The sequence below is a fragment of the Actinacidiphila sp. bgisy167 genome (assembly GCF_965342175.1).
GTDB lineage: Bacteria > Actinomycetota > Actinomycetes > Streptomycetales > Streptomycetaceae > Actinacidiphila.
Map to the genome: position 1 here is coordinate 1 of NZ_CBDRBL010000101.1, position 21,368 is coordinate 21,368.

The window sequence follows — 21,368 nt, forward strand, 5'->3', positions numbered from 1 at the left end:
GGCACGTTCGTCACCGGATCCCCGCAGCGTCCCCCCACGCGGCAGCGCACCCCGCCCGCCGGACTCGAGGACACGTGACGGCGGCCCACCGCGCTGCGCCCTGCCGTCGGCGCGGCCCCTCCGGGGAGCAGGCAGCGCTCCGGCCCCGGACAGCCCAGCCCGGCACGGCAGGCGAGGTCGCGGGCGCACACGCCGACCCAACAGGCGGGCCGGCGTGTGCGGCCGGAAGGCACCCAGGCAGAGCGCGACGGTGGACTCCCGCCCCGACGGGCCGTCGCCGTACCGCAGCGCCCCGTCCGCACGGCGCGCGCACCCCGACTGCCTGGCGGGGACACCGTGACGGCGGTGCCGTCACCCCTGCCAGGGATGCCCTCCCGCCGGCTCGGCCGGCTACCCCTCCGGGGCCTGGTAGCGGGCGGAGGCCAGGGAGAAGTCGAGGAAACCGCGCGCCCAGGCGTAGATCCCGTCCGCGTACTGGCAGACCGCGGCCATCTGGGTGGCCGTCAGGTCGGTCGCGAGGGCGGTGGCGTACAGGTCGCGCGTCGCGGTGCGCAGGTCGTCGACGCGGCGGGCGTGCCACAGCCGCGCCTCGGCGACTGCCTCGTCCAGTGCCAGACCGCGGTGGTGGCGCAGGACGATGACGAGGTTGGTCGTCTCCCCGGAGCGCAGTTCCTTCTCCACCGAGAACAGGTCGTTGGTCCAGCCGATGACGTCGGCTGCGGCCTCGCGCAGCGCGCGGCAGGCCGGCGAGTACCAGACCGCCGCGGGCAGCTCGGCCTCCTGGGCGTACTCGACGAGGTCGAAGCACCAGCCGGTCGCGCCGGAGACACGACGCCAGGAGACGTACTCCTCCGGGGTGGGCACCTTCTCGCCGGCGCGGATGCGGATCATGTCCTGGTTGGTGCGGATCCACGCGGCCAGGTGCCGGCGGAAGCGGTCGCCCCAGGCCGGGCCCATGGCGCCGGTCACCCGTGGCACCACCTCGCCCAGGACGCGGACGGCCGGCGCGGCGGACTCCGGCACGGAGCGCTCGCAGCCGCCGACGGCACAGGCCATGGCCTGGAGTTCGGCTCCGGTCCCCGGTACCGGGCCGGTGTCGCTGCCGTCGTCGACGGCGAACATCCACAGCGTCAGCCGGGCCAGCTCGGTCAGCCGGGACGGCGCGGCCCACGGCCACACGTGCCCGGCCATGGCGACCTGCCGTTCCCGGCCGGCCTGGTCGCCGGTCACTTCGGACAGCAGACCGGCACTCCGGGCCCAGGCCATGACCTGCGGCTCCACCTCGCTCAGGCCGGGATTGAGGAGCGACGGGCCCGGTACGCGGATGGGCCCCCCGACCCGCCCCGCCACCGGCCCGCCGTGCGCGGCCCGCCCCTCCAGGCCGTCGATACGGACGAACGCAGACGTGTTACCCACCGAGATCCCCCCTTCCCGGGCCGGTGACGACCCGGGCAAGGTCTACGACTTACCCCAACGACTTTCGGTCATCCCCCGTCCCGCCCTCCTACCCAGCGTTCCGCCACCGGACGCCCGAAACGGACAGGTGACACCGAAACGCCCCGGCCGCGACGGGCGGACGGCGCGGGAACCGGATCCGGCCCGCGAAGCGTCATGATCCACGCGCGGACCGGCCGACCGCAACACCGTGCGCGCACGCCGTCCCCTCGACGTCGGCGTCCGGCCACCTCGAGGAAACACACGCACCAGCGCCGATGCCCGCGCTCCGCCGCCACACGCCTGGACGACGTCGGTGGTGACCGCACCCGGGACGACGTCTACTTACAGCGCCAGGCCGCCGAAGCGGGCGAGGGCGCCGTGATGTCTTCCGCCCCCCGGCGACCGGCTGCTGACGAGCGGCGCCGGCCGCGGAATACGCGGGGAACGCAGCGCGGCGGGCGGTGGGGGTCGCGCAGGAACCGGCGGCACGGGCGGAGGCACAGACCCGGAGAAATACGGGTGCGGCCCGCCGTGCGCCTCTGCCATGCTCGCCCCATGTCCACGCTCCGAGATCTCCTCGCCGAGGGGGAGGCCGTCCCGACCGAGGGCTGGGACTTCTCCTGGTTCACCGGCCGCGCCACAGAGGAGCGCCCGTCCTGGGGTTACGCCGGGCTCCTCGCGGAGCGGACCGCGAAGGCCTCGGCCGTGCTCGACATCCAGACCGGCGGCGGGGAGGTCCTGGCAAGCGTGCCCACCGTCCCGTCGATGGTCGCGGCGACGGAGTCCTGGGCGCCCAACCTGGAGATCGCCCGCCGCAACCTGGCGCCTCTCGGCGCCACCGTCGTGCAGGTGGAGGACACGGCCGATCTGCCTTTCCCCGACGGCCACTTCGACCTCGTCGTCAGCCGCCACCCGGTGGTGACCCGCTGGGACGAGGTGCACAGGGTGCTGCGTCCCGGGGGGACCTACCTGTCCCAGCAGGTCGGCGCGGGCTCGGTACGGGAACTGACGGACTGTCTGATGGGACCGCGAGCTGTCGCGGCCGACACCCCGCGGGACCCCTTCACGACCAGGTCCGGTTCCAGCACGGTCGACGCCGCCGCCCGTGCCGAGGCGGCGGGCCTGGAGGTCGTCGACCTGCGCCAGGAGGCGCTGCGCATGGAGTTCCACGACATCGCCGCCGTGGTCCTCTTCCTGCGCAAGGTCATCTGGACCGTGCCGGGCTTCACCGTGGACGCCTACCGCGAACGGCTCTCGGAGCTGCACGGCTTCATCGAGCGGCACGGGCCGTTCGTGGCGTACTCGCAGCGCTACCTGATCGAGGCCCGCCGGGGCTGACCTCGGGGCATCCGGTGCACGCCTTCCGGACGGTCACGGCCCGGCGGGCCCCGCGACCGGTCGGGCTTCTCGCCGGGCCGTCAGGGCCGCCGGCCCATGCGGGCGCGGGCCGGCGGTGCCGTCCCGGCGCGCGTCGGCAGGTCGGCGACGCAGCCGACAGCGCCTCCCGCGACCTCGATCGCGACACCTTCCACCACCACTACGGGCAACCCGTACTTTGCACCTGATGAACCTTCATGTGGCCTTCGCCGCCTGATCGTTCCGCCACCGCCCGCCACAACCGGCACGACTGGGCACTGGTCGGCCCAGGCAGGTGGGCGACCGTTTATGCTCTGCTGCGTCACCAAGGTAGTTGTGAACTCAACCACGTTTGCCCGTCGAGGGGACAGCGCGTCATGAACCGTCCGGGGATGTCGATCGATCGTGTGCGGATAGCCGTGGCCTGGCTCAGCCTCGCGCTGTTCGTGCAGACGGCGTTCTGGCTGCTCTACGACGTCGCGACCCGCGGTCTGCCGGGGGCCTGGTCGCTGTGGACCACCGGCTCGGCGCCGGGACTGTCGGCGACCTCCTCTCTCGACCTGGGCCTGGCGGCGCTCCAGCTCTGCGCCGGCCTGGCGACCCTGTTCCGCACCCGCAGGGCGGGCGGCCTGCTGATGACCTCCTGCACCGCGACCTTCGCCTTCCGTCTCCCCGCGGTCTGGTACCTGCTGCTCGACTCGCCCTCCGACCCGTGGTTCGGCACCCTGGAGGGCGCCTCGCTGAGCGCCGTGGGCGGCACCGCCGTCCTCGCGGTGGTGCTCTCCCTCGTCCTCGGGGGACTCCTGCTGCTCGTACGGCACATGGAGTACGAGGCAGCGGCGGAGACCGCCGCCGCGAACACGGTGACGGGGGGCGTCCGACCGGTGAAGGTGACGGCCGCCGCCTCCGGTCTGCTGCTCGCGGTGCTGAACGTCTTCTACATCGGCCGCAACGCCGTGACGGCCGTCGAGGTCGGGCCGGCCGCGCTCACCGACCTGATCGTCGGCAAGGGGAGCGGGCAGGCGGTCCTCGCCGTCCCCTCGCCCTACCAATGGGTGTGCCTGACCGTGCTCTGCGGGGTCGGCATGCTGCTCGCGGCCCGGAGGCGGCCCACCGCCCACGGCTTCTCGGTGGGTCTGTCGCTCTTCATGATGCCGTCGGCGTTCACGGATCTGTGGGGCTACGCCGTCGGCACGAACCCGGCGACCGCCGTGGACGTCTCGCAGGCCCTGCTGGAGTTCGTCGGTTCCGCGGCGGTGGTCGCCCTCATCGTCGGCGACCTCCGCGGCGACCGCCGGCCGGACGACGCCGACCTGGACGTCCTGGCACCCGCCGTGCCGCAGGGCGCCGCGACGGCCACGGGGCCCTCGGCGACCGCGACGCCCGGCCGGGACGACGAGGCGGACGGGGCCCGCGCGGCCGTGGAGGCCGCCGTCCCCGCGGGGCGCGCGGCAGGCGAGGACCGGCCGGCGCCCGAGGCCCCGGGCGCCTGACGCGCCCCCACGGTCGCTCGGTTCCTGCGGGCCCTGCCTACTGCGAACCGAACGGTGAACGCCGAGGACATGTCGTGGACCAGGAACCTTTTCATCCGCAGGGCTGGTCGAGCGATAAGGTCATACGTATGCCAACCGAGTCGCAGCCCGCACCCCGTCTCTTCCCGCGACGCCTGCCCGCCGGCCGCCTGGGTGTTGCAGTCGTCTCGGAGCTCGTCGACCTCATCGTGACGGGCCAGTTGAAGGAAGGCGAGTTGCTGCCCCCGGAGGGTCCGCTGAGCGAGCACTTCGGCGTGAGTCGCACGGTGCTGCGTGAATCGGTGAAGCGGCTCGAGGAGAAGGGCCTGGTGATCGTCTCCCAGGGTCGCGGCACCCAGGTGCGGGCGCCGGGCTACTGGAACATGCTCGATCCGGTGGTGCTGTCCGCCTTGATCGACAACGATGAGACCCTCGGCGTCCTTGACGAACTGACGATCGTGCGAGCGAGCCTCGAGTCGGCGATGGCGGGCGCGGTTGCCGCATCGCGCAGCGCGGACGGGTTGAGGAGACTGGAGAACGCGTTGACCACGATGCGCGAGAGCCAGTCCGAGACGGACTCCTTCCGGCAGGCGGACGTGGTGTTCCACTACGCGCTGATGGAGATCTCCGGCAACCGGCTCGCCGAGAACATCGCCAAGCATCTGTACAAGCGAGCCGTGGAGTCCAGCCGCTACCAGGGCATCGACCCGCCCGATGCGTTCGCACTGACGCTGAAGGAACACGCGGCGATCGTCGATGCCATCTCGAGGAGGGACGTCGCGGCGGCCCAGAAGGCGATGCATGATCACATCCACATCTCGTGGGAGCGCCGTCGGCTGCCCGACCACGCGCCCCAGGCACGTGGTCGGGGGCGCGGTCAGGACAGCGAGTAGACGTCGGCGGCGTCGCCGCCGCCCGCACGCGCGCCTTCCGGAGTGGAGACCGCGTCGAGCAGGGCTTCCAGAGCGGAATCCCAGGGCGCGGCACCCCCCGCCGAGTTCAGCAGGCGGCCCGTCGGAGCCGTAGGCGGCCAGATCGGCTGCACGCCGTGATCCAGGAGCGCGGCCCGGCGTGAGTCCCGGTCCTTCGCGTCGGCGTCCGGTTGCCGCACCCCGACGACGTGGACAGCGGCGTTCTCGGGGATCTGGGCGAACCGAGGCCGACCTCCGCCGTGAGGTCGGCGCACGCGACGATGCCGGGCGACGGCTGAGGAATCCGGCCTGGAGGGCCGGATGCTCTCGTCGGGGCCCTCGCTCGACCGGACGACCGCGGGACCGCCGAATCCGGTCGAGGCCGACACCTCGCCGCAGATCGGGGGCGCCGAAGTCGCGGGCCGTCGGCGCCCGTGGTCTCCGCGTCGGCCCAGTCCTGCGGGTCCCCGACTCGATACCGAAGGCGCACGTGGCCGTCGATGCGGGCCGTCACGCAAGATGCCACACTTCCTCGACAGGCTGCCACAGCGCGCCGGGATCTCGTTCCTCGGCGATCCTCACCTGGCACGGGTCGGTGTGCGTCCACCATTCCTGCGAGGCCGGATCGTCGGCGATCCGCCGCATGTCCGCCTCGTGGTCCTCGCCGACGTACTCGTAGTAGGCGAACAGGATGTCGCCGAAGATGAAGATGCTGTAGTTGCGCACGTTGCATTCGGTGAGCTTTCGCTCGACGCTCGGCCACACGGCACGGTGCAGTGCCAGGTATTCCTCGCGCTTCTCGGGCCGCACACCCACGACGAAGGCCCTGCGTTCAGGTCGCCGGGTCACGAGTGTCGGCCTCCGCGGTGCGACGGGTCGTCCCACACGTCCGGCTCGGCTACCAGGCGCAGGGCAGCGCGTTCGGGCCGAATGTGCGGTCCGGTCGCCGCCGGCCGGGGCGGCACAGCGCCGGCCGGTGCCAGGTCGGACTCGTCGACCACGATCCCGATTCCCGGGCGGTCGCCCAGGACGATGCCTCCGTCCTCGAACTGCTGGTCGACGTCGAGGCCGACGGGGAAGACGAGATCCTGGACTTCGAAGGTCAGAAGATTCGGCACGGCTGCGGCGGCGTGCGCCACCGGGTTCGCGTTGTACGCGACAGGACTCACCGGCAGATCGTGGGCATGCGCGAGTGTCGCGACGCGAAGGAAGTGAGTGATCCCCCACACGTTGCCGACCTGCACGATGTCGACCGCGTTGGCGTCCAGCAGGGGCCGGTACTGTTCCAGCCCGGTCAGGTTCTCGCCGCTGGCGATGGCAGCGCGCAATTTCCCGCGCAGCGTGGCCATTCCGGCGGCATCCCATCGGCGCAGCGGTTCCTCCACCCAGGTGAGGTCCATGCGCTGCTCGATGGCCGCGACATACCGGGCCGCCTGGGCGTGGTTCCACGACTCATTGGCGTCGAACATGAGCGCCGGCCGGCGGGAGTTGCGGCTGAGGACATCCCGCATGATCTCCAGCCGAGGCAGGTCGCGGTCGAGGTCGCGGCCGCCTTTGAGCTTGCCGGCCTTGAACCCGCGGTCCGCGAAGCGTCCGTAGAGGTCGACGAGCTCGTCCTCGGTCAGGCCGTACTCGAGACCGGACGCGTACCCGGGGACGAAGCGGTCGCGGGCCCCGAGGGTCCGCCAGAGCGGCTCGTCAGCGGCCTTGGCCTTGATGTCCCAGAGGGCCATGTCGACGGCCCCGATCGTGCCGAAGGTGGATCCTGAGTGACCGGCCTTGAACACCCAGTCGAGCATCCGGTCGTAGAGCGCCACGACCGACCGCGGGTCGTCACCCTCGATCGCGGGGAAGACCCGGGCGATGTCGGCATGGGATCCAAGGCCCACTCCCTCGATTCCGGCATCGGTCTCGATGATGAGAACAGGGACCGGCGTGGCGTGGCTCGGCTGGACACCGTTGACGTCACCCGTGATTCTGCCCCAGTCGTGAACGGTGCTCAGGCTGCGGTAGCCAGTGATCTTCATCGGCAGTGGTTCTCCTTGCACGCGCGAGTGGTCATTCCTTGGTTCCTCCCGCTGTCATGCCCGCGACCAAGAATCGCTGGGAGAACAGGAAGACGATCAGAACGGGCAGGATCGACACGATCGTCCCCAGCGCCAGTGTGGGCAGTTGGACGGAGTCGGACCCCGCGGAGCTGGGGTTGAAGGCCGGGGTCGCGGCCAGAAGCGAGGTCAACCCGACCTGGATCGGGTAGCCGTCGCTGGAGGGCAGCATCACGAACGGCAGGAAGAAGTTGTTCCAGTTCTGCACGAAGCTGAAGAACGCCACCAGGGCGACGATCGGGGCGGCCAGCGGAAGGGCGACTCGGGTGAAGACCTGGAACGCGTTGCAGCCGTCGATGCGCGCGGCCGCAAGGATGTCACGAGGGATGCTCGTCGAGAAGTAGATGTAGGTGAGATAGACGCCGAACGGGAAGAACGACATGGGCAGGATCACCGACAACGGGCTGCCGATCAGACCGACACTGTTCAGCTCGAGGAAGATGGGCAGTACCAGTGCGGTGCTGGGGATCAGCATGACGACGAGTGTCAGCACGAGCAGTGCCTGCCGAAGCCTGAACTCGGTGAGCGCGAGCGCATAGCCGGCGGGGATGCTGACAAGGAGCGTGATCACCAGGGCTCCGACCGCGTACAGCGCGGAGTTGCCGATCCACGTCGTCACCGCGCCGTCCTGGAAGTCGAACAGCTGACGCCAGTTGGCGGCGAAGGCCGACCACGACCCGACGGAGAACGGGTCGGCCACTACGAGCGCCTTCGAGGACTTCGTGACCGCGAGGAGCAGCCAGACGATCGGGACGGCGAAGAACAGGACGAAGACGACGAGCAGGACGCCGACGATGGACCGCCCGCTCCACCCGCTGAGGCTCGACCGACGGCGTTCGGCGGAGAGTGCTGCCATGGTCATTCCTTCTCGAAGAGGCCGCCGCGGGTCACGAACACCCAGGACAGCAGGAGTGCGACGACGAGCAGGATCAGCGAGATCGCGGCCGCGCCGTTGAAGTCGTTCTGCTGGAACGCGTACTGGTAGGCCAGCTGGTTGAGCGAGTAGTCGTTGGGCACGACCGCGTTGCTGGCCTGACTGAGCAGCTGGGGCTCGACGAACAGCTGGGTGCCGGCCGCCAGCGACATGACGCCCATGTACGCGATCCACTTGCGCAGCATCGGCAGCTGGATCCGGAACGCGATCTGGACGGCGTTCGCACCGTCGATGCGGGCTGCCTCGATCACGTCGGTGCTGATGTTGTTGAGGGCGCCGTACATGATGACGATCCACCCGCCGGCTCCGGTCCAGAACGCGATGATCGCGAAGATGGCCGGAAGGTTCCCGGGTTGGATCACCTGCACGAAGCTGTCGAATCCCATCGCCCCGAGCAGGCCGCTGACCGGACTCGCCGTCGGATCGAGGACGAAAAGCCACAACAGGACGCTGGACGCGCCCGCGAGGGCGCCGGGCAGGTAGTAGACGAAGCGCAGGGTCGCGCTCACCCACCGCACGGCAGCGGCGTGGACGACCAACGCGAGGCCGACGACGAAGACGACCAGCCCCAGAAGCCAGATGACGAGATAGACGGTCACGTGGGACACGGCCGGCCAGAACCGGAAGTCGCCGACGACCTTGGTGAAGTTGTCGAAGCCCGCGAACCCGCCGTCGGCGTTCGTGAAGGCCAGGAGTACGGCGTAGAGCGACGGCACGACTCCGAAAACGACGGCGAGCAACGCATAGGGCGAGACGAGGAGATACCCGATCGAACTGCGAGCGAAGGCGCCGCCGGCCGGCCGGCCCTCACCCCGCCGTGACCGTCGACGCCCCGAAGCGTCGACGGTCAGCTGGTCACGCGGAGGAGCGAGGGTCATCTCAGTTCACCGCATATCCGTTGACCTCGGCCTGGTTCTCGATCGCCTTCTGCCATGCCGGCAGCAGGTCCGTGATCGATTGGCCGCCCGTGACCCCAGGGGTCATCGTCTTCGCCCATATCGCCTCCTGGCTGAACATGGGGTAACCCCAGCCGTCCCAGACCCGCGAGGCCGCGGTCACCACCGGTTGCAGCGGCGTGGCGTAGTACTTGCTCGCCTCCTGCTTGGCGATCCACTTCCGAGCGGCGGGCGCATACGCCGGGTAACCCGGTGCGACGTCCACCTGGTACCCGTCGGCCGTGGTGACGAACTGGACGAACTTCTCGGCGGCCTTCAGGTTCTTCGAGTGGCTGGAGATGAACCAGGTCCCGCCACCCACGTTGCCCGTCACCGCCTCGTCCTCGCCCTTCCACGGCAACGGCGCCGCGACCCCGAGCCGCCCGGCCGGCACGTTGAGCGACTGGGGGTTGTTGAAGATCGCGCCGGCGTACCAGGCCGGACCCGGCATCATCAGCACCTTGCCGGAGTACTTCTTCAAGAACTCGGGCGTGAACACGCTGACCACCGGCACGGTCCCGTTGCGGCGGAGGGCGTCGAGCATCGAGGCCGCCCGCTTGCACTCGGTCGAGTCGGTCTTGACGGTGACGGACTTGGGACCGGTCACGTCATTGGCCTGGCATTTGCTCGCCCACATGAACACCTCAGGCGTCCAGGCGTCCCCGGCCGTGCCGATGATGTAGCCGGGGTGCTCCTTGGCGACCTTCTCACCGAGCGCCTGGTACTCCTCCCATGTGGTCGGGACGGCGTAGCCGAACTGCTTCATCAGGGACGTGTCGTACCAGAGCACCGCCTGGGCGAGGTCGTTGCGCAGGCAGTACACGCGGCCGTCCACCGTGCAGGGGTCGAGCGAGCCCTTGGTGAAGTTGCCGAGCGTGTCCTCCGGGACCAGACCCTGGTTCAACACGGCCGCGAACGCCTGCTTGCCGGCGCTCTTCTGGCTGGCCCATGCGGCGTCGTTGTTCTGGCTGGAGAAGACCACGTCGGGCCAGCCACTACCGGCGCGGTCGAACAACTGCATCTTGGTCCGGAAGGAGTTGGACCCGTTGGCCGACCCGTCATAGGTGACGACCTCGATCTTGGTGTCCGGGTTCGCCGTCTGGAACGCCTTCACGGCCGCCTGCCGGTCGGCGTCCACCCAGACGGTGATCGTCGAGGACGCCTCCTGCTTGGCTTCGGGAAAGCCGTACGCCCCGTTCGCCGAGCTGCCTTCGCCGCCGCAACCGACGAGAGTCAAGAGCGCCGTTGCGGTGCACATCACGGCGACGGTCGACGCCTTACGGCGCAAACGCACCACAGTGTGGGTTCCGACCATGAGGATGTCCTTGTCTTGTCGACTTCGTTGACGACTCCGCGCCTGGACTTTAGGACATACGTATGATGTTTGTCACGAGCTCGGACGGCGCAACCTGAGGAACCGTTACCGTAGGGCCTCGTGCTCGCTTCGTTGCCGGGCCGGCTGCACGATCCGGGTGTCCAGCCACGTACGACCACCGGCTGACGCGGGACGCGACGCGCCATCTCACCGACAACGCAGGTGCACTGGGGTCCGTGCGTTCTCCCGCCGCCGTCACGACGGCCGGGTTCGCGAGGCAGACCGACGTCGACGCGGTGATGGCGGCCGGCCGTACCCCCTTCTCGATCAGTCGGCACTGGACGACCTGCTGCCCGTCGTCGGCTCCCGCGGCGTCGGCGTCGTCGCCGCGGCGGTCTACAACCCGGGGTTGCCGAGCGGTACCGCCGTGGACGGCTCGGCGACCTACGACTACGGGGCGCGCCGCGGACCGTCGTGGAACGTGCCGCCCGCATCGCAGCCGTCTGCGAGCGACACGGCGTGGAGCTTCCCGCGGCCGCCGTCCAGTACCCCTTGCGCCATCCCGCGGTCGCCTCGGTGGTGGTAGGGATGCGCACCGAGGAGCACGTGCGAAGCAATGTCGCGCGGTATCGGGCGGTGATCCCAGAGGCGTTGTGGGAGGAGCTGCACGTCACCGGACTTCTCCCGGACCCGACCGGACAAGCCGGCAGTCCGGGGTCCCACGTAAACATCACATGAATCTTGTCGCAAACGTCATACGTATGCTAACTCTGTGGCGGGCATCAACGCCCTTATCACAGGAAGCGATCGACATGACATCGACGTCAGACTCGACCCGCTCGGTGAGCAGACGATGGATGCGCAGGGCGAGCCGCCTGGCCGCGCTCGGCGCCTGCGCCCTCATCGCATCAGCGCTCATTCCTCCTCAGGCGCAAGCCGCGCCTCGGACGGTGTACTTCGCGGCGCCGGACGGCAAGGACTCCGGACACTGCAGCCAGTCGCAGCCATGCTCGCTCGAGCGGGCTCAGCATGTCGTCCGCCCGGCCGCCAAGCAGGGTGACGTGACCGTTCAGCTTGCCGACGGCACCTACCGCCTTTCCGAGCCCCTCAGATTCGGACCCGGCGACGGCGGCGGCGACCACACCATCCACTGGACCGCCGCTCCGGGCTCCCACCCCGTCATCACCGGCGCCTCCAAGGTCACCGGCTGGTCCATGTCAGAGTCGGGGGCGGGGATCTGGGAGGCCGACACCCCCAACGGCCTGGACACCCGCCAACTCTACGTGAACGGCGTGATCGCCCCTCGCGCCGCCATCCGCCTGGCCAACACGGACGTCACCCCCACCGCGACGGGCCTCACCATCAAGAACCCGGCCCTGAGTTACCTCGCCACGCTTCCCGACCAGGGGCGCATCGAGTTCGAGTCCCTCGGCGACTTCACCAACCGCTACTCGCCGGTCAAGAGCATCAGTGCCACCGAGATCACGATGGCGCAGCCGGCGTGGGACAACAACACGTGGGGCTGGGACACCGTCCAGAACTCGTTCCTGGCCGGTCCGAGCTGGTACCTCGACAACTCACTGAGCTTCCTCACCCAGGTCGGCCAGTGGTACATAGATCCAGGCGCCGGGAAGCTCTACTACAAGCCGGCAAGCGGGGTCGACCCCAACCAGCTCGACATCGAGCTGCCCCGCCTGGAGACGCTGCTCAGCATCGGCGGGACGTACGACAGGCCGGTGACCGGCCTTGCCTTCACGGGCATCCAGTTCTCCGGCACCTCCTGGCTCGGTCCCTCGACCGACGGGTATGCGAACCAGCAGAACGGCCTCTTCATCAAGGGCGCCTACGACTACCGGCCCGCCGACGCGTTCAGCAGCTGCTCGCGGGGCTGCGAGATGTTCGAACGAGCGCGCACCAGCTGGTTCCAGGAGCCCGCCGCCGTACAGGTCTCCGCCGCCGGCCGCATCTCGTTCACCGGCAACACGTTCACCAACCTCGGCCAGACGGCGCTGGGCATCGGCAACGACGCCAACGCCGTGGCGACCGGAGTCGGGCTGGGCGCCGGCGACATCGATGTGGTCGGCAACCGGTTCACGGAGAGCAGCGGCCACGGCATCACGGTCGGCGGCGTCCTGCCCGACGCGCACCACCCGAGCGACCCGCGGATGACCAACCACGACATCCTGATCTCCGACAACACGGTCAATCGCGTGGCGGTGGACTACAAGGACAACAGCGGCATCCTCAGCACGTACGTCACAGGCGCCCGCATCCTGCACAACGAGGTCTCCAACGTCCCCTACGACGGCATCGACACCGGCTACGGCTGGGGCATCAACGACGCCGGGGGCTCGAACGACTACGTCGACCGCGGCTACTACAAGTGGAACACCCTGTACACGACGCCGACCACGCTCAAGGACAACCGCGTCGAGGGCAACCTCGTGCACAACACGAAGGCGCGGTTCGCCGACGGCGGATCGGTCTACAACCTCTCCGCGAGCCCCGGGACCGTGGTCGCCAAGAACTACCTGTTCAACATCTCGGGAGTGGGCCTTTACCTCGACGAGGGCTCGCGCTCGATGACCTATGAGCACAACGTGGTCCAGGGCGGTTCCTTCCTCTTCACCAACGCGTACAGCCTGCGCAACAACACCAGTGACAACGTCATTCAGAACAACTGGTACAACTCGGGCGGAGCCTCGACGCCGAACGCCGCGGCGCACAACAACAAACTGATCAACAACGTGAAGGTCGCGGGCGCCAACTGGCCGGCGGCCGCGCGGGACGTGATCTGCCAGGCGGGTGTGGCGCCGCAGTACCGGACGTCGCTCAACGCCAACCAGTTCGGCTTCAGCGGGTGCCCGGCCGGCGGCCCCGTCGCACCCGGCCTGCGCACCGCCGGAAGTTCGGCCGTCAGCTCGTACTTCGGCCAGAGCGGCGGCGGCTTCGGGATCGCGGCGGCCGGCGCCGACGTGTGGGGCGCCGGCGGTCAGCACGACGACCAGTTCGGTTCGATCTACCGGCCCGGTTCGTTCAGTGCCGGCTCGAGCGTGTCCACCCGCGTCGTGTCGGTCAACGACGCCAACGCCTGGGCCAAGTCCGGGGTCATGGTCCGCAACGACATGACCAAGGCGGGAGAGTCGGCCGGGTATGCCGTCGTCGCGGTCACCGCCCGCAATGGCGTCGTATTCGAGTGGGACGCCGACGGCGACGGTTACCTGGACACCGACGCACGCGCCGGCGTCGACGTCTACCGCCCCGTCTGGGTGAAACTCACCCGCTCGGGCCAGTCGTTCAGCGCCTCGTACTCCTACGACGGTGCCAACTACGTCCCGATCGGTCAGCCGGTCACATTGGCCTCGGCCGCAGCGAAGCAGGACATGGGCATCTTCTCCACGTCCCACGACACCGCCCAGTCAGCGATCAACCAGTTCGACTCCGTCTCCTTCACCGCGACGACGCCGTAGGTCCCCCTCCGGGAGGTCGACCACAGGCGCGGCAAGGGTTGCGGCGCGCCGGCGGCCCGGCGGATCACGACATCCGGCAGGGCGCGCGAGAGGACCGGAGCATCACCGTGACCTGTGGTCGACCATACGGCCGTGCGGGGCGGGCTCACGCATCGCCCCGCACGGAGCGTGATCGCGGTCCTCGTCCGCGCCCGGCAGGAACGGCCGGGCAGCGCACCCCGGCCGGCGACGCGGCTCACCTCGCACCTGAGGGAGTACGCCCCCTGCCTCCTGGCCTCATCCCCGCCCCGGAGCAGGCCGCCATGCTGGCCCTTCCCCGGCTGACTCCCTGCCGAGGAAGGCCCAGCCCGCGATCGCGGGGCGGTGAGGGGAGCCGGCACCGCCGGACGTACCGGGCGAACCGCATCGGAGCTGCGGCCGCCGTCAGGAGGCCGAGGCCGACGGCCGGCCCAGGGCCGGTGCGAGCAGGGTGGCGATGTCGGTGAGGATCTGCTCGTAGTCCTCGGGCGCGAAGGCGAACGGCAGCGCGAAGGCGACCTCGTCGACCTCGCGGAAGGCCGCGTGCGCGCAGAGCCGCTCCGCGATCTCCTCGGAACTGCCGACGAGGTCGGGCGCGAACAGCAGCCGCCCGGGGCCCTGCGGGCTCGAGGTGCGCGGCAACCGCCGGCGGGCGTACTCCAGGTACTTCTCGCGCTGCCCCGCCGAGGCGCTGTCGGTGGGGACGACCACCAGCCCCTGCGAGACGCGGGCCTGTTCGCCGTCGGGGTGCGCGGCGCGGAAGGCGCGGATGTGGGACAGCTGGATCTCGTCGAAGTCCCCGGACTCCTCCGCCTTGACCACGCTGCTCGTCAGGAGGTTCATGCGGTGCTCCCCGGCCCAGCGGGCCGAACGCGAGCCGCCGGCGCCGTACCACATGCGGTCGCCGAGCCCCGGGGAGTGCGGCTGGACGCGGTCGGAGAAGACCTCGAAGCCCTCGGTGCCGCTGAAGGCGGTGGCCGGCTCGCCCGTGACGAAGCCCAGCAGGCGTTCCACCCGGCCGTAGGAGAAGTCCTCCTGCTCCGCGGTGTCCGGGTAGAGGGCGTCGCGGACCTGGTCGAAGTGCAGGGGCGGGCCGACGCTGACGCCCGGGTTGAGGCGGCCGCCGGACAGCAGGTCCACCGTCGCCAGGTCCTCCGCCACACGCAGCGGGTTCTCCCACCCGAGCGGGATGACGGCGGTGCCGAGTTCGATGCGGCTGGTGCGCTGCGAGGCGGCGGCAAGGACGGCCACGGGCGAGGAGATGCCGAACTGCAGGTGCCGGTGGCGCACCCACGCGCTGTCGAAGCCGAGCCGTTCGCCCAGCTGGATCATCTCCAGCGTCGCCTCGTGCCCGCGGCGCGGGTCGGCTTCGTCGAACAGTCCGATGGTCAGGAAGCCGAGCTTGCGCAGCGGCCTGCCGTACGACGGCACAAGGCCCTCCTCGTCGCGGGTGCGGACGGGGCCGGCACCGCCCCGCGCCGGCACGAGCGGGGCGGGACGGTGCCGGACACCGACGGTAGATCAGCTGACGGTCACCGGCAGCTCGAAGAGGTCGTTCTGGGTGACCACGGGCTTGTTCCGCAGCTCCGCCGCCGGGACCGCCAGGTCGAGCTCGGGGAAGCGCTCGAACAGGGCGGGCAGCGCCACCGAGGCCTCCAGCCGGGACAGCGCGGCGCCCGGGCACACGTGCGGACCGTGGCCGAAGGCGATGTGCCGGATGGGGTGCTCGCGGGTGATGTCGAAGACGCCGGCGCTCGGGCCGTGCTGCTTCTCGTCGCGGCCGATCGCCGCGTAGGAGACGATCAGCGCCTCGCCCTTGCCGATGACCTGGTCGCCGACGGGGACGTCCTCGGTGGCGAAGCGGATCAGCACGTGCGAGGTGGGCGTGGAGTAGCGCAGGGTCTCCTCCACCACCGACTCCCAGCTCGCCTCGCCCTTTCGTACCAGCGCGAGCTGGTCGGGGTGGGTGAGCAGGTTCACGACCGCGTTCACGATGAGGGAGATGGTGGTCTCGTGACCCGCGGCGATCATCAGTTGCAGGGTGCTCTGGATCTCGGCGTCGGTGAGGTGGTCGCCGTCCTCGGAGGCCGCGATGAGGGCGCTGGTGAGGTCGTCGCCGGGTTCGGCGCGCCGGTCGGCGACGGTCTTGGCCATGAGGGCGGCGAGCTCGCCGAGAGTGGCGATGACCTCGTCGGGCGGGGTCTGGGTGGAGAAGAACTTCTCGAACAGCACCTTCAACCGCGGCAGCTGGGCCTCGTCGATGCCCATCAGCTCCTGCACGACGTACATCGGCAGCGGGTAGGCGAAGGTGGCCTTGAGGTCCACCACCTCGCCCTCGCGTGCCGCCTCCTCGACGCGATCCAGGAGACCGGCCGTCAGCTCCTCGATCCTGGCGCGCATCTGCTCGACGCGGCGCGGGGTCAGCGCCTGGGCGACCAGGGTACGCAGCCTGCGGTGGTCCGCGCCGTCGACGGTGAGCATGGAGCGGCCGGGGTTGGCCAGGCCGATCAGCGCCCAGTCGGCGGGGATCTCACCGCGGTTGAAGGCGTCCCAGTGGGCGATGTCCTTCACCAGCCGCGGGTCGGTCAGCAGCGCCCGGGCCTCGGCGTGGTGCGTCACCGCCCAGACCGGCACCCCGCCGGGGAGTTCGACGGCGGCCAGCGGTCCCGCCTCACGCAGCGCGGTGCTCTCGGCGACCAGGTCGCCCACCAGCGGGTCCAGCACGATCGGGGAGGCCGCCTCGTGGCCGGTGACCGGACACTTCATCAGGGTTCTCCTAGTACGGGGGTGGGTGTGAAACGCACGGGGAGGCTGGTCATGCCCCGCAGCCACGGGGACGGACGGCGTACCAGCGCGGAGGCGTCGACCGCCAGGTCGAGGTCGGGGAGCCGGTCCAGCAGCACCTCGATGCCGGTCCGGGCGATGGCCTCGGCGATCTCCTGTGCGGGGAACGGGCAGCGGTGCTCCCCGTGGCCGAAGGAGAACCAGGCGTTGTTGCCGTTGGTGGACGTCCCGGCCTCCAGGTGCACCTGGGGGTCGGCGTTGGCCGCGGCGAAACCGAGGATGAGCAGGTCGCCGGAGGCGATGTGGCGGCCGCCGAGCCGGGTGTCGCGGCTGGCCCACCGGCCGGCGATGTTCTGGGTGGGGGTGTCCTCCCACAGGACCTCGTTCATGGCCTGCCCGACGCTGTGCCGTCCGCCGGTGAACGAGGCGGCGAAGCGGTCGTCGGTGAGCATCAGCCGCAGCGAGTTGCCGATCCAGTCCGCGGTGGGCTGGTGGCCGGCCACGGTCATCACCATCATGTCCTGCACGATCTCCTCGTCGGAGAAGTCGTACCGGTCGGCGAGCATGCGCGAGACCACGTCCGCGCCCGGCTCCGTCTTCTTCGCCTCGAGCAGTTCGGTCATCGCGGAGTAGACGTAGGTCTGGCCGGCGATCGCGTCCGGGCCCCCGTCGACCAGGTCCTTGACCGCCTTCGCCAGGTGCGGGCCCTGCTCCTCGGGAAAGCCGTACAGCCGGGCGAGCACGCGGACCGGGAGCAGCATGGCGAACTGCTCGAGAAGGTCGGCCTTTCCGCTGCCGCAGAAGGCGTCGACGAGTGCGTCGGCGTAGCGCTCGGCGTGGCGGCGCAAATCGACCGGGTCGATGGCCTCCATGGCCTGGCCCATCATCGCGGCGCGCTGCCGGTGGCGTTCGCCCACGGTGTAGAGGATCGACGGCTGCTTGCGGCCGATCATGGGCAGCAGGGGCCAGTCGTCGGGGATGCGGTCCCACTGGTTCCACAGGTCCGAGTCCCGGCTGAAGAGCACGGGGTCGCCGGTGACGTGCAGCAGTTCCCGGTAGCCCAGGACGAGCCATGCCGGGATGCCGCCGTCGAGCATCACGGGGGCCAGGGCGCCGTGGTCGCGCCGCAGTTCCCGGTAGAGGACGGAGGGGTCGATGTGGAAGCGGGGGCCGCTGAAGGGCACCGCCCCGGCGAACGGGTCGGTGCCGGCGGCCGCGGCGGGCTGGCTGGTCACGGGGCGGTCATCTCCCGGGCACGCGGGTTGGCGGCGGACAGTGTCTGCAGGTGCTGGACGAGGGTGATGAGGACGTCCTTGGACGACTGCCGGGACCGCGCGTCGCAGTCGACCAGCGGCACCCCGTCGGCCAGTGACAGCGCGTCGCGCACCTGCTCCTCGGAGTGCCGCGGCCCGCCGAAGTCGTTGCGGGCCACCACGAAGGGGGTGCCGTGGTGCTCCAGGCGGTCGATGGCGTACCAGGAGTCGTCCAGGCGGCGGGTGTCGACCAGCACCACCGCGCCGAGCGTGCCGGAGAACAGCCGGTCCCACAGGAACCAGAACCGCTCCTGCCCGGGTGCGCCGAACAGGTAGAGCACGGTGCGCCGGTTGATGCTGATCCGGCCGAAGTCGAAGGCCACGGTGGTGGACGTCTTCGTCCCCACGCCGGTGAGGTCGTCGACCGCGGCGCCGGCCTGCGTCATGGTCTCCTCGGTGTTCAGCGGACGGATCTCGCTGACCGAGCGGACCATGGTCGTCTTCCCGACGCCGAACCCACCGGTGACGACGATCTTGAGCCCGTTGTCGGCGCTCGCGTCGAGCGGCGCCCGCGGCCCCGGCGGGCCGGGGACGTGGCCGGGGTCAGAGGTTGCGTAGTCCAACGAGCACCTGCTCCAGGATCTCGGGGTCCGGAAGGTGAGCCGCCGTCCGGACGGTACGGGGGTGCCGGGCGCTGATCCGGCCGGTGTCCAGCAGGTCGCACAGAAGCACCTTGGTGATGCCGACCGGCAGCCCCAGGTCTGCGGCGAGTTCCACGACGGCGGTGGGCCGGCTGCAGGTCCGCAGGATCGCCGCGTGCTCGGACTGCATCCCCGGGACCGGATCGCACTCCGCGACCACCAGGGTGACCAGGTCGAACACATCGGACGCGGGCCGGCTGCGACCCGATGTCAGGGTGTACAGCCGGTCCGGATCCTCCTCCCGGCCCGGGCGGGGTGTCATGCGCCGTCGCCGCCCTCACCGGACGCCTCGCGCGGGGGCGCGCTGAGGTGCTCGCCGAGCTGCTCGACCAGCTCGTGCATGTTGTGGCCGATCATGCCGACCTCGGCGTCGTCGTCGGCGACGACCGCCAGGTGTGCGCCGTCACCGGCCTCGACGATGAACAGGATCCCGCCGTAGAACTCGGCCATGGCCTGCCGCACGCCGCCGCTGCCGTCGCCGAACTCCATCGACGCGCCCTGCGACAGGCTCTGGATGCCGGCGGAGATCGCCGCGAGCTGGTCGGCCTGGTCCACCGAGAGCTCGGGGGTGCGGCACAGCTTGAGCCCGTCCCGGGACAGGACCAGGGCGTGGCGGGCGCCCGGGGTGCGGTCCAGAAGGTTCTCCAGCAGCCAGTTGAGCCGCTCGTCCGTACTGGTGTGGCCGGTGGCTGGTGCGGTCATCGCGCGTCGCTTTCTGGGGATGGGGCCGTCGCATCGTGCTCGTCGCGGTCCGCGGGGGGCGCGGACGCGGAGGGCTGGTGGTCGTCGGGGGCGGAGTCGGCCGCGGCGGGGGTGGTGCCGTGGACGGCGCTGCGGAAAGTGCTGAACCGCGCGGCCCGTTCGGCCGCCGTGCCGGGGGCGGCCTGGCTCGCGGCCGGCCGTGCGGCGGGCCGGCCGTGCCCGGCGGCGGACAGCGTCTGGCCGCGGCGGCGCTTGGGCAGGCCGCTCTCCCCGAGCTCCGGCGCGGTCGGCAGGGAGTCCTCGCCCTGGTCGGAGGGGTCGGAAGGGTCGTCAGGCGCCGGGACGGAGGGGGCGGCCGCCGGGTCGGGCGGGGGCAGGATCGGCTCGGCCACGGGGGCGGCGTCCGCGCCGGGGCGCGGAACGGTCAGCAAGTCCTGCGGGATCATCAGCACCGCGCCGGTACCGCCGCGGGCCGAGGGACGGAAGGAGACCCTCAGACCGTGCTTGCGGGCCAGTCGGCCGACGACCGTCAGGCCGAGCCTCGTCCCGGACAGCCCGGTCAGGTCGCCGGAGTCGGCGGCGACGGCGCTCTGCGCCCGGCGCAGCGCGACCTCGCCCATGACCAGTCCGCTGTCCTCGACGGTGACGACCGTGCCCGCGGGCACCTCCTCCACGTAGACGTGGACCTCGGCGGTGGGCGGGGAGAAGTTGGCCGCGTTGTCCATGAGTTCGGCCAGCGCGTGCATCACGCCCTCGGCGGCGTGGCCGACGACGGCTACCTCGCTGGTGGAGTGGAGCCGGACCCGCTGGTAGCCGGCGATGCGCCCCATCGCGCCGCGCAGGATCGACTCCATCCGGATCGGCTTGGCCCACCGGCGTCCGGAGCGGGCCCCGGTCAGCACGGCGATGCTGTCGGCGAGACGGCCGGCCTGGGCGGTGCGGTGGTCCAGGTGCAGCAGGTCGTGCAGCACGGCCGGGTCGGAGTGCCGGTGCTCCATCTGCCGCAGGTCGGCCAGCATGCCGATGGTCAGCGCCTGCATGCGTCCGGCGACGTTGGCGCCGACGGCCATGGCCGCGGCGCGGCGCGACTCGCTCGTGCCCACCCGGTCGGCGACCAGGGTCAGGATGCGGCGCTGCGGAGCGGTGAGCGGCTCCCGGACGGCGCCGATCACGCGGTCCACGGTCTCACCGGCGAAGATGCGGTCGACGGCGGCGGGCAGCAGCTCATCGGAGAAACGTTCCGCCTCGGCCCGCGCCGCGTCGAGCTGCCCGGCCAGCCGGCGTGCCCGCCAGCGCTCCCGCGCCGCCACGGCCACCGCCACCACCAGCGCGAGGTTTCCGGCTGCCGCGCCGATCGCCACGGGGACGCGCAGCGACCCGGGGGCGGCGACGGCCGCCCACACGGCCACCGGGACGGTGACCACCAGGGGCACCGCCACGGCCCGTGTCAGGTACGAAAGCGGAGCACGCTGCTCACGCGGCCGTGCCGGGATGCGAAGGCGCCCGGTCCGCGGGCGCGGGAGCGCGGTCTGCGCTGTCATCGATCAGGACCTCGGGACCGTCTGGACGGATGGGATGGGCGAAGCGGAATCCAGCAAAAACGGGCACCGCGTGCGCGAATCCTGGACGGGCTCCACGGGACGCGGGGAACTGGCGGTCACTATATGCGAGTTGCCAACGGTGTCGATCAACGAGTTGGTCACATCTGTTGGCTGGTGAGGATATGTGAGGTGTGGGGGCTTAAGGCGGTCGCGGGACGGGTGAACCGGTACGTCCGTTCTCCTGGCGGCGTCCCCCGGAAAGGCGGCGGGGCGGTCCGCGCACCGGCGAACGGGTCCGTGCCGGCCCCTTCGGCTGGTACGACAGACCGGTGGCGTGTCCGATCCCGCCTCAGGTCGCGGACGGACACGCCACCGGCGTCGCGTTCACCGGGCGG

19 protein-coding genes are annotated in these 21,368 nt (G+C 70.8%); 5 read left to right on the top strand and 14 right to left on the bottom strand.

Annotated elements, in window-relative coordinates:
• Positions 1–390 precede the first annotated feature (390 nt).
• Positions 391–1,416, bottom strand: coding sequence for a terpene synthase family protein (locus ACRWND_RS27280; protein ID WP_431953959.1), 1,026 nt, complete (start codon positions 1,414–1,416; stop codon positions 391–393).
• Between the two features lie 576 nt (positions 1,417–1,992).
• Here ACRWND_RS27280 and ACRWND_RS27285 point away from each other — a divergent pair.
• From ACRWND_RS27285 to ACRWND_RS27295, 3 genes are all read left to right on the top strand, one after another.
• Positions 1,993–2,775: a class I SAM-dependent methyltransferase gene (locus ACRWND_RS27285; protein ID WP_431953961.1), complete on the top strand. Its 783-nt coding sequence runs from the start codon at positions 1,993–1,995 to the stop codon at positions 2,773–2,775.
• 410 nt (positions 2,776–3,185) lie between these two features.
• On the top strand, positions 3,186–4,286 hold the full coding sequence (locus tag ACRWND_RS27290) for a hypothetical protein (RefSeq protein WP_431953963.1): 1,101 nt from the start codon (positions 3,186–3,188) through the stop codon (positions 4,284–4,286).
• A 74-nt stretch (positions 4,287–4,360) separates the two neighbouring features.
• Complete coding sequence (locus ACRWND_RS27295; RefSeq protein WP_431953965.1) at positions 4,361–5,197, top strand: FadR/GntR family transcriptional regulator; 837 nt, start codon at positions 4,361–4,363, stop codon at positions 5,195–5,197.
• Here the strand turns inward: ACRWND_RS27295 and ACRWND_RS27300 are convergent.
• The 6 genes from ACRWND_RS27300 to ACRWND_RS27325 all read right to left on the bottom strand — a co-directional run bounded on the left by ACRWND_RS27300 (position 5,182) and on the right by ACRWND_RS27325 (position 10,447).
• On the bottom strand, positions 5,182–5,490 hold the full coding sequence (locus ACRWND_RS27300) for a hypothetical protein (RefSeq protein WP_431953967.1): 309 nt from the start codon (positions 5,488–5,490) through the stop codon (positions 5,182–5,184). The genes ACRWND_RS27295 and ACRWND_RS27300 overlap by 16 nt on opposite strands.
• A gap of 235 nt (positions 5,491–5,725) precedes the next feature.
• Entirely contained in the window at positions 5,726–6,064 is a 339-nt protein-coding gene (locus ACRWND_RS27305; RefSeq protein WP_431953969.1) for an L-rhamnose mutarotase, read from the bottom strand.
• On the bottom strand, positions 6,061–7,242 hold the full coding sequence (locus ACRWND_RS27310; protein ID WP_431953971.1) for a mandelate racemase/muconate lactonizing enzyme family protein: 1,182 nt from the start codon (positions 7,240–7,242) through the stop codon (positions 6,061–6,063). The genes ACRWND_RS27305 and ACRWND_RS27310 overlap by 4 nt, the downstream gene beginning before the upstream one ends.
• A gap of 31 nt (positions 7,243–7,273) precedes the next feature.
• The gene (locus ACRWND_RS27315) at positions 7,274–8,176 is read right to left on the bottom strand and encodes a carbohydrate ABC transporter permease (RefSeq protein WP_431953973.1); all 903 of its coding nucleotides are present in this window, start codon (positions 8,174–8,176) and stop codon (positions 7,274–7,276) included.
• A gap of 2 nt (positions 8,177–8,178) precedes the next feature.
• Positions 8,179–9,132: a carbohydrate ABC transporter permease gene (locus ACRWND_RS27320; protein WP_431953975.1), complete on the bottom strand. Its 954-nt coding sequence runs from the start codon at positions 9,130–9,132 to the stop codon at positions 8,179–8,181.
• A 1-nt stretch (position 9,133) separates the two neighbouring features.
• The gene (locus ACRWND_RS27325) at positions 9,134–10,447 is read right to left on the bottom strand and encodes an ABC transporter substrate-binding protein (protein WP_431953977.1); all 1,314 of its coding nucleotides are present in this window, start codon (positions 10,445–10,447) and stop codon (positions 9,134–9,136) included.
• 576 nt (positions 10,448–11,023) lie between these two features.
• Between ACRWND_RS27325 and ACRWND_RS27330 the strand changes: the two genes are divergently transcribed.
• A complete protein-coding gene (locus tag ACRWND_RS27330) occupies positions 11,024–11,242 on the top strand; it encodes a hypothetical protein (RefSeq protein ID WP_431953979.1) in 219 nt (72 codons plus the stop codon).
• Positions 11,243–11,565: 323 nt separating this feature from the next.
• A complete protein-coding gene (locus ACRWND_RS27335; protein WP_431953981.1) occupies positions 11,566–13,974 on the top strand; it encodes a right-handed parallel beta-helix repeat-containing protein in 2,409 nt (802 codons plus the stop codon).
• A 423-nt stretch (positions 13,975–14,397) separates the two neighbouring features.
• Here ACRWND_RS27335 and ACRWND_RS27340 read toward each other — a convergent pair whose 3' ends face one another.
• The 7 genes from ACRWND_RS27340 to ACRWND_RS27370 form a co-directional block, all read right to left on the bottom strand.
• A complete protein-coding gene (locus ACRWND_RS27340; RefSeq protein WP_431953983.1) occupies positions 14,398–15,423 on the bottom strand; it encodes an LLM class flavin-dependent oxidoreductase in 1,026 nt (341 codons plus the stop codon).
• A gap of 90 nt (positions 15,424–15,513) precedes the next feature.
• Positions 15,514–16,758 carry a cytochrome P450 family protein gene (locus tag ACRWND_RS27345; protein WP_431953985.1) on the bottom strand — a complete coding sequence of 415 codons (1,245 nt, stop codon included), beginning with the start codon at positions 16,756–16,758 and terminating at the stop codon, positions 15,514–15,516.
• Entirely contained in the window at positions 16,758–18,011 is a 1,254-nt protein-coding gene (locus tag ACRWND_RS27350) for a cytochrome P450 (RefSeq protein WP_431953987.1), read from the bottom strand. The genes ACRWND_RS27345 and ACRWND_RS27350 overlap by 1 nt, the downstream gene beginning before the upstream one ends.
• A complete protein-coding gene (locus ACRWND_RS27355; protein WP_431953989.1) occupies positions 18,008–18,652 on the bottom strand; it encodes a GTP-binding protein in 645 nt (214 codons plus the stop codon). Before ACRWND_RS27355 ends, ACRWND_RS27350 begins: the two co-directional genes overlap by 4 nt.
• A complete protein-coding gene (locus tag ACRWND_RS27360; RefSeq protein WP_431953991.1) occupies positions 18,633–18,992 on the bottom strand; it encodes a DUF742 domain-containing protein in 360 nt (119 codons plus the stop codon). Before ACRWND_RS27360 ends, ACRWND_RS27355 begins: the two co-directional genes overlap by 20 nt.
• Positions 18,989–19,432 carry a roadblock/LC7 domain-containing protein gene (locus tag ACRWND_RS27365; RefSeq protein ID WP_431953993.1) on the bottom strand — a complete coding sequence of 148 codons (444 nt, stop codon included), beginning with the start codon at positions 19,430–19,432 and terminating at the stop codon, positions 18,989–18,991. The genes ACRWND_RS27360 and ACRWND_RS27365 overlap by 4 nt, the downstream gene beginning before the upstream one ends.
• Positions 19,429–20,973, bottom strand: coding sequence for a sensor histidine kinase (locus ACRWND_RS27370; RefSeq protein ID WP_431953995.1), 1,545 nt, complete (start codon positions 20,971–20,973; stop codon positions 19,429–19,431). The genes ACRWND_RS27365 and ACRWND_RS27370 overlap by 4 nt, the downstream gene beginning before the upstream one ends.
• Positions 20,974–21,368: the final 395 nt, after the last annotated feature.

Bases quoted from the DNA above. Each gene is read 5' to 3' on its own strand.
- ACRWND_RS27285 (WP_431953961.1), top strand. From the start codon at position 1,993: ATGTCCACGCTCCGAGATCTCCTCGCCGAGGGGGAGGCCGTCCCGACC.
- ACRWND_RS27290 (WP_431953963.1), top strand. From the start codon at position 3,186: ATGTCGATCGATCGTGTGCGGATAGCCGTGGCCTGGCTCAGCCTCGCG.
- ACRWND_RS27310 (WP_431953971.1), bottom strand. From the start codon at position 7,242: ATGAAGATCACTGGCTACCGCAGCCTGAGCACCGTTCACGACTGGGGC.
- ACRWND_RS27315 (WP_431953973.1), bottom strand. From the start codon at position 8,176: ATGGCAGCACTCTCCGCCGAACGCCGTCGGTCGAGCCTCAGCGGGTGG.
- ACRWND_RS27320 (WP_431953975.1), bottom strand. From the start codon at position 9,132: ATGACCCTCGCTCCTCCGCGTGACCAGCTGACCGTCGACGCTTCGGGG.
- ACRWND_RS27325 (WP_431953977.1), bottom strand. From the start codon at position 10,447: ATGTGCACCGCAACGGCGCTCTTGACTCTCGTCGGTTGCGGCGGCGAA.
- ACRWND_RS27345 (WP_431953985.1), bottom strand. From the start codon at position 16,758: ATGAAGTGTCCGGTCACCGGCCACGAGGCGGCCTCCCCGATCGTGCTG.
- ACRWND_RS27360 (WP_431953991.1), bottom strand. From the start codon at position 18,992: ATGACACCCCGCCCGGGCCGGGAGGAGGATCCGGACCGGCTGTACACC.
- ACRWND_RS27365 (WP_431953993.1), bottom strand. From the start codon at position 19,432: ATGACCGCACCAGCCACCGGCCACACCAGTACGGACGAGCGGCTCAAC.
- ACRWND_RS27370 (WP_431953995.1), bottom strand. From the start codon at position 20,973: ATGACAGCGCAGACCGCGCTCCCGCGCCCGCGGACCGGGCGCCTTCGC.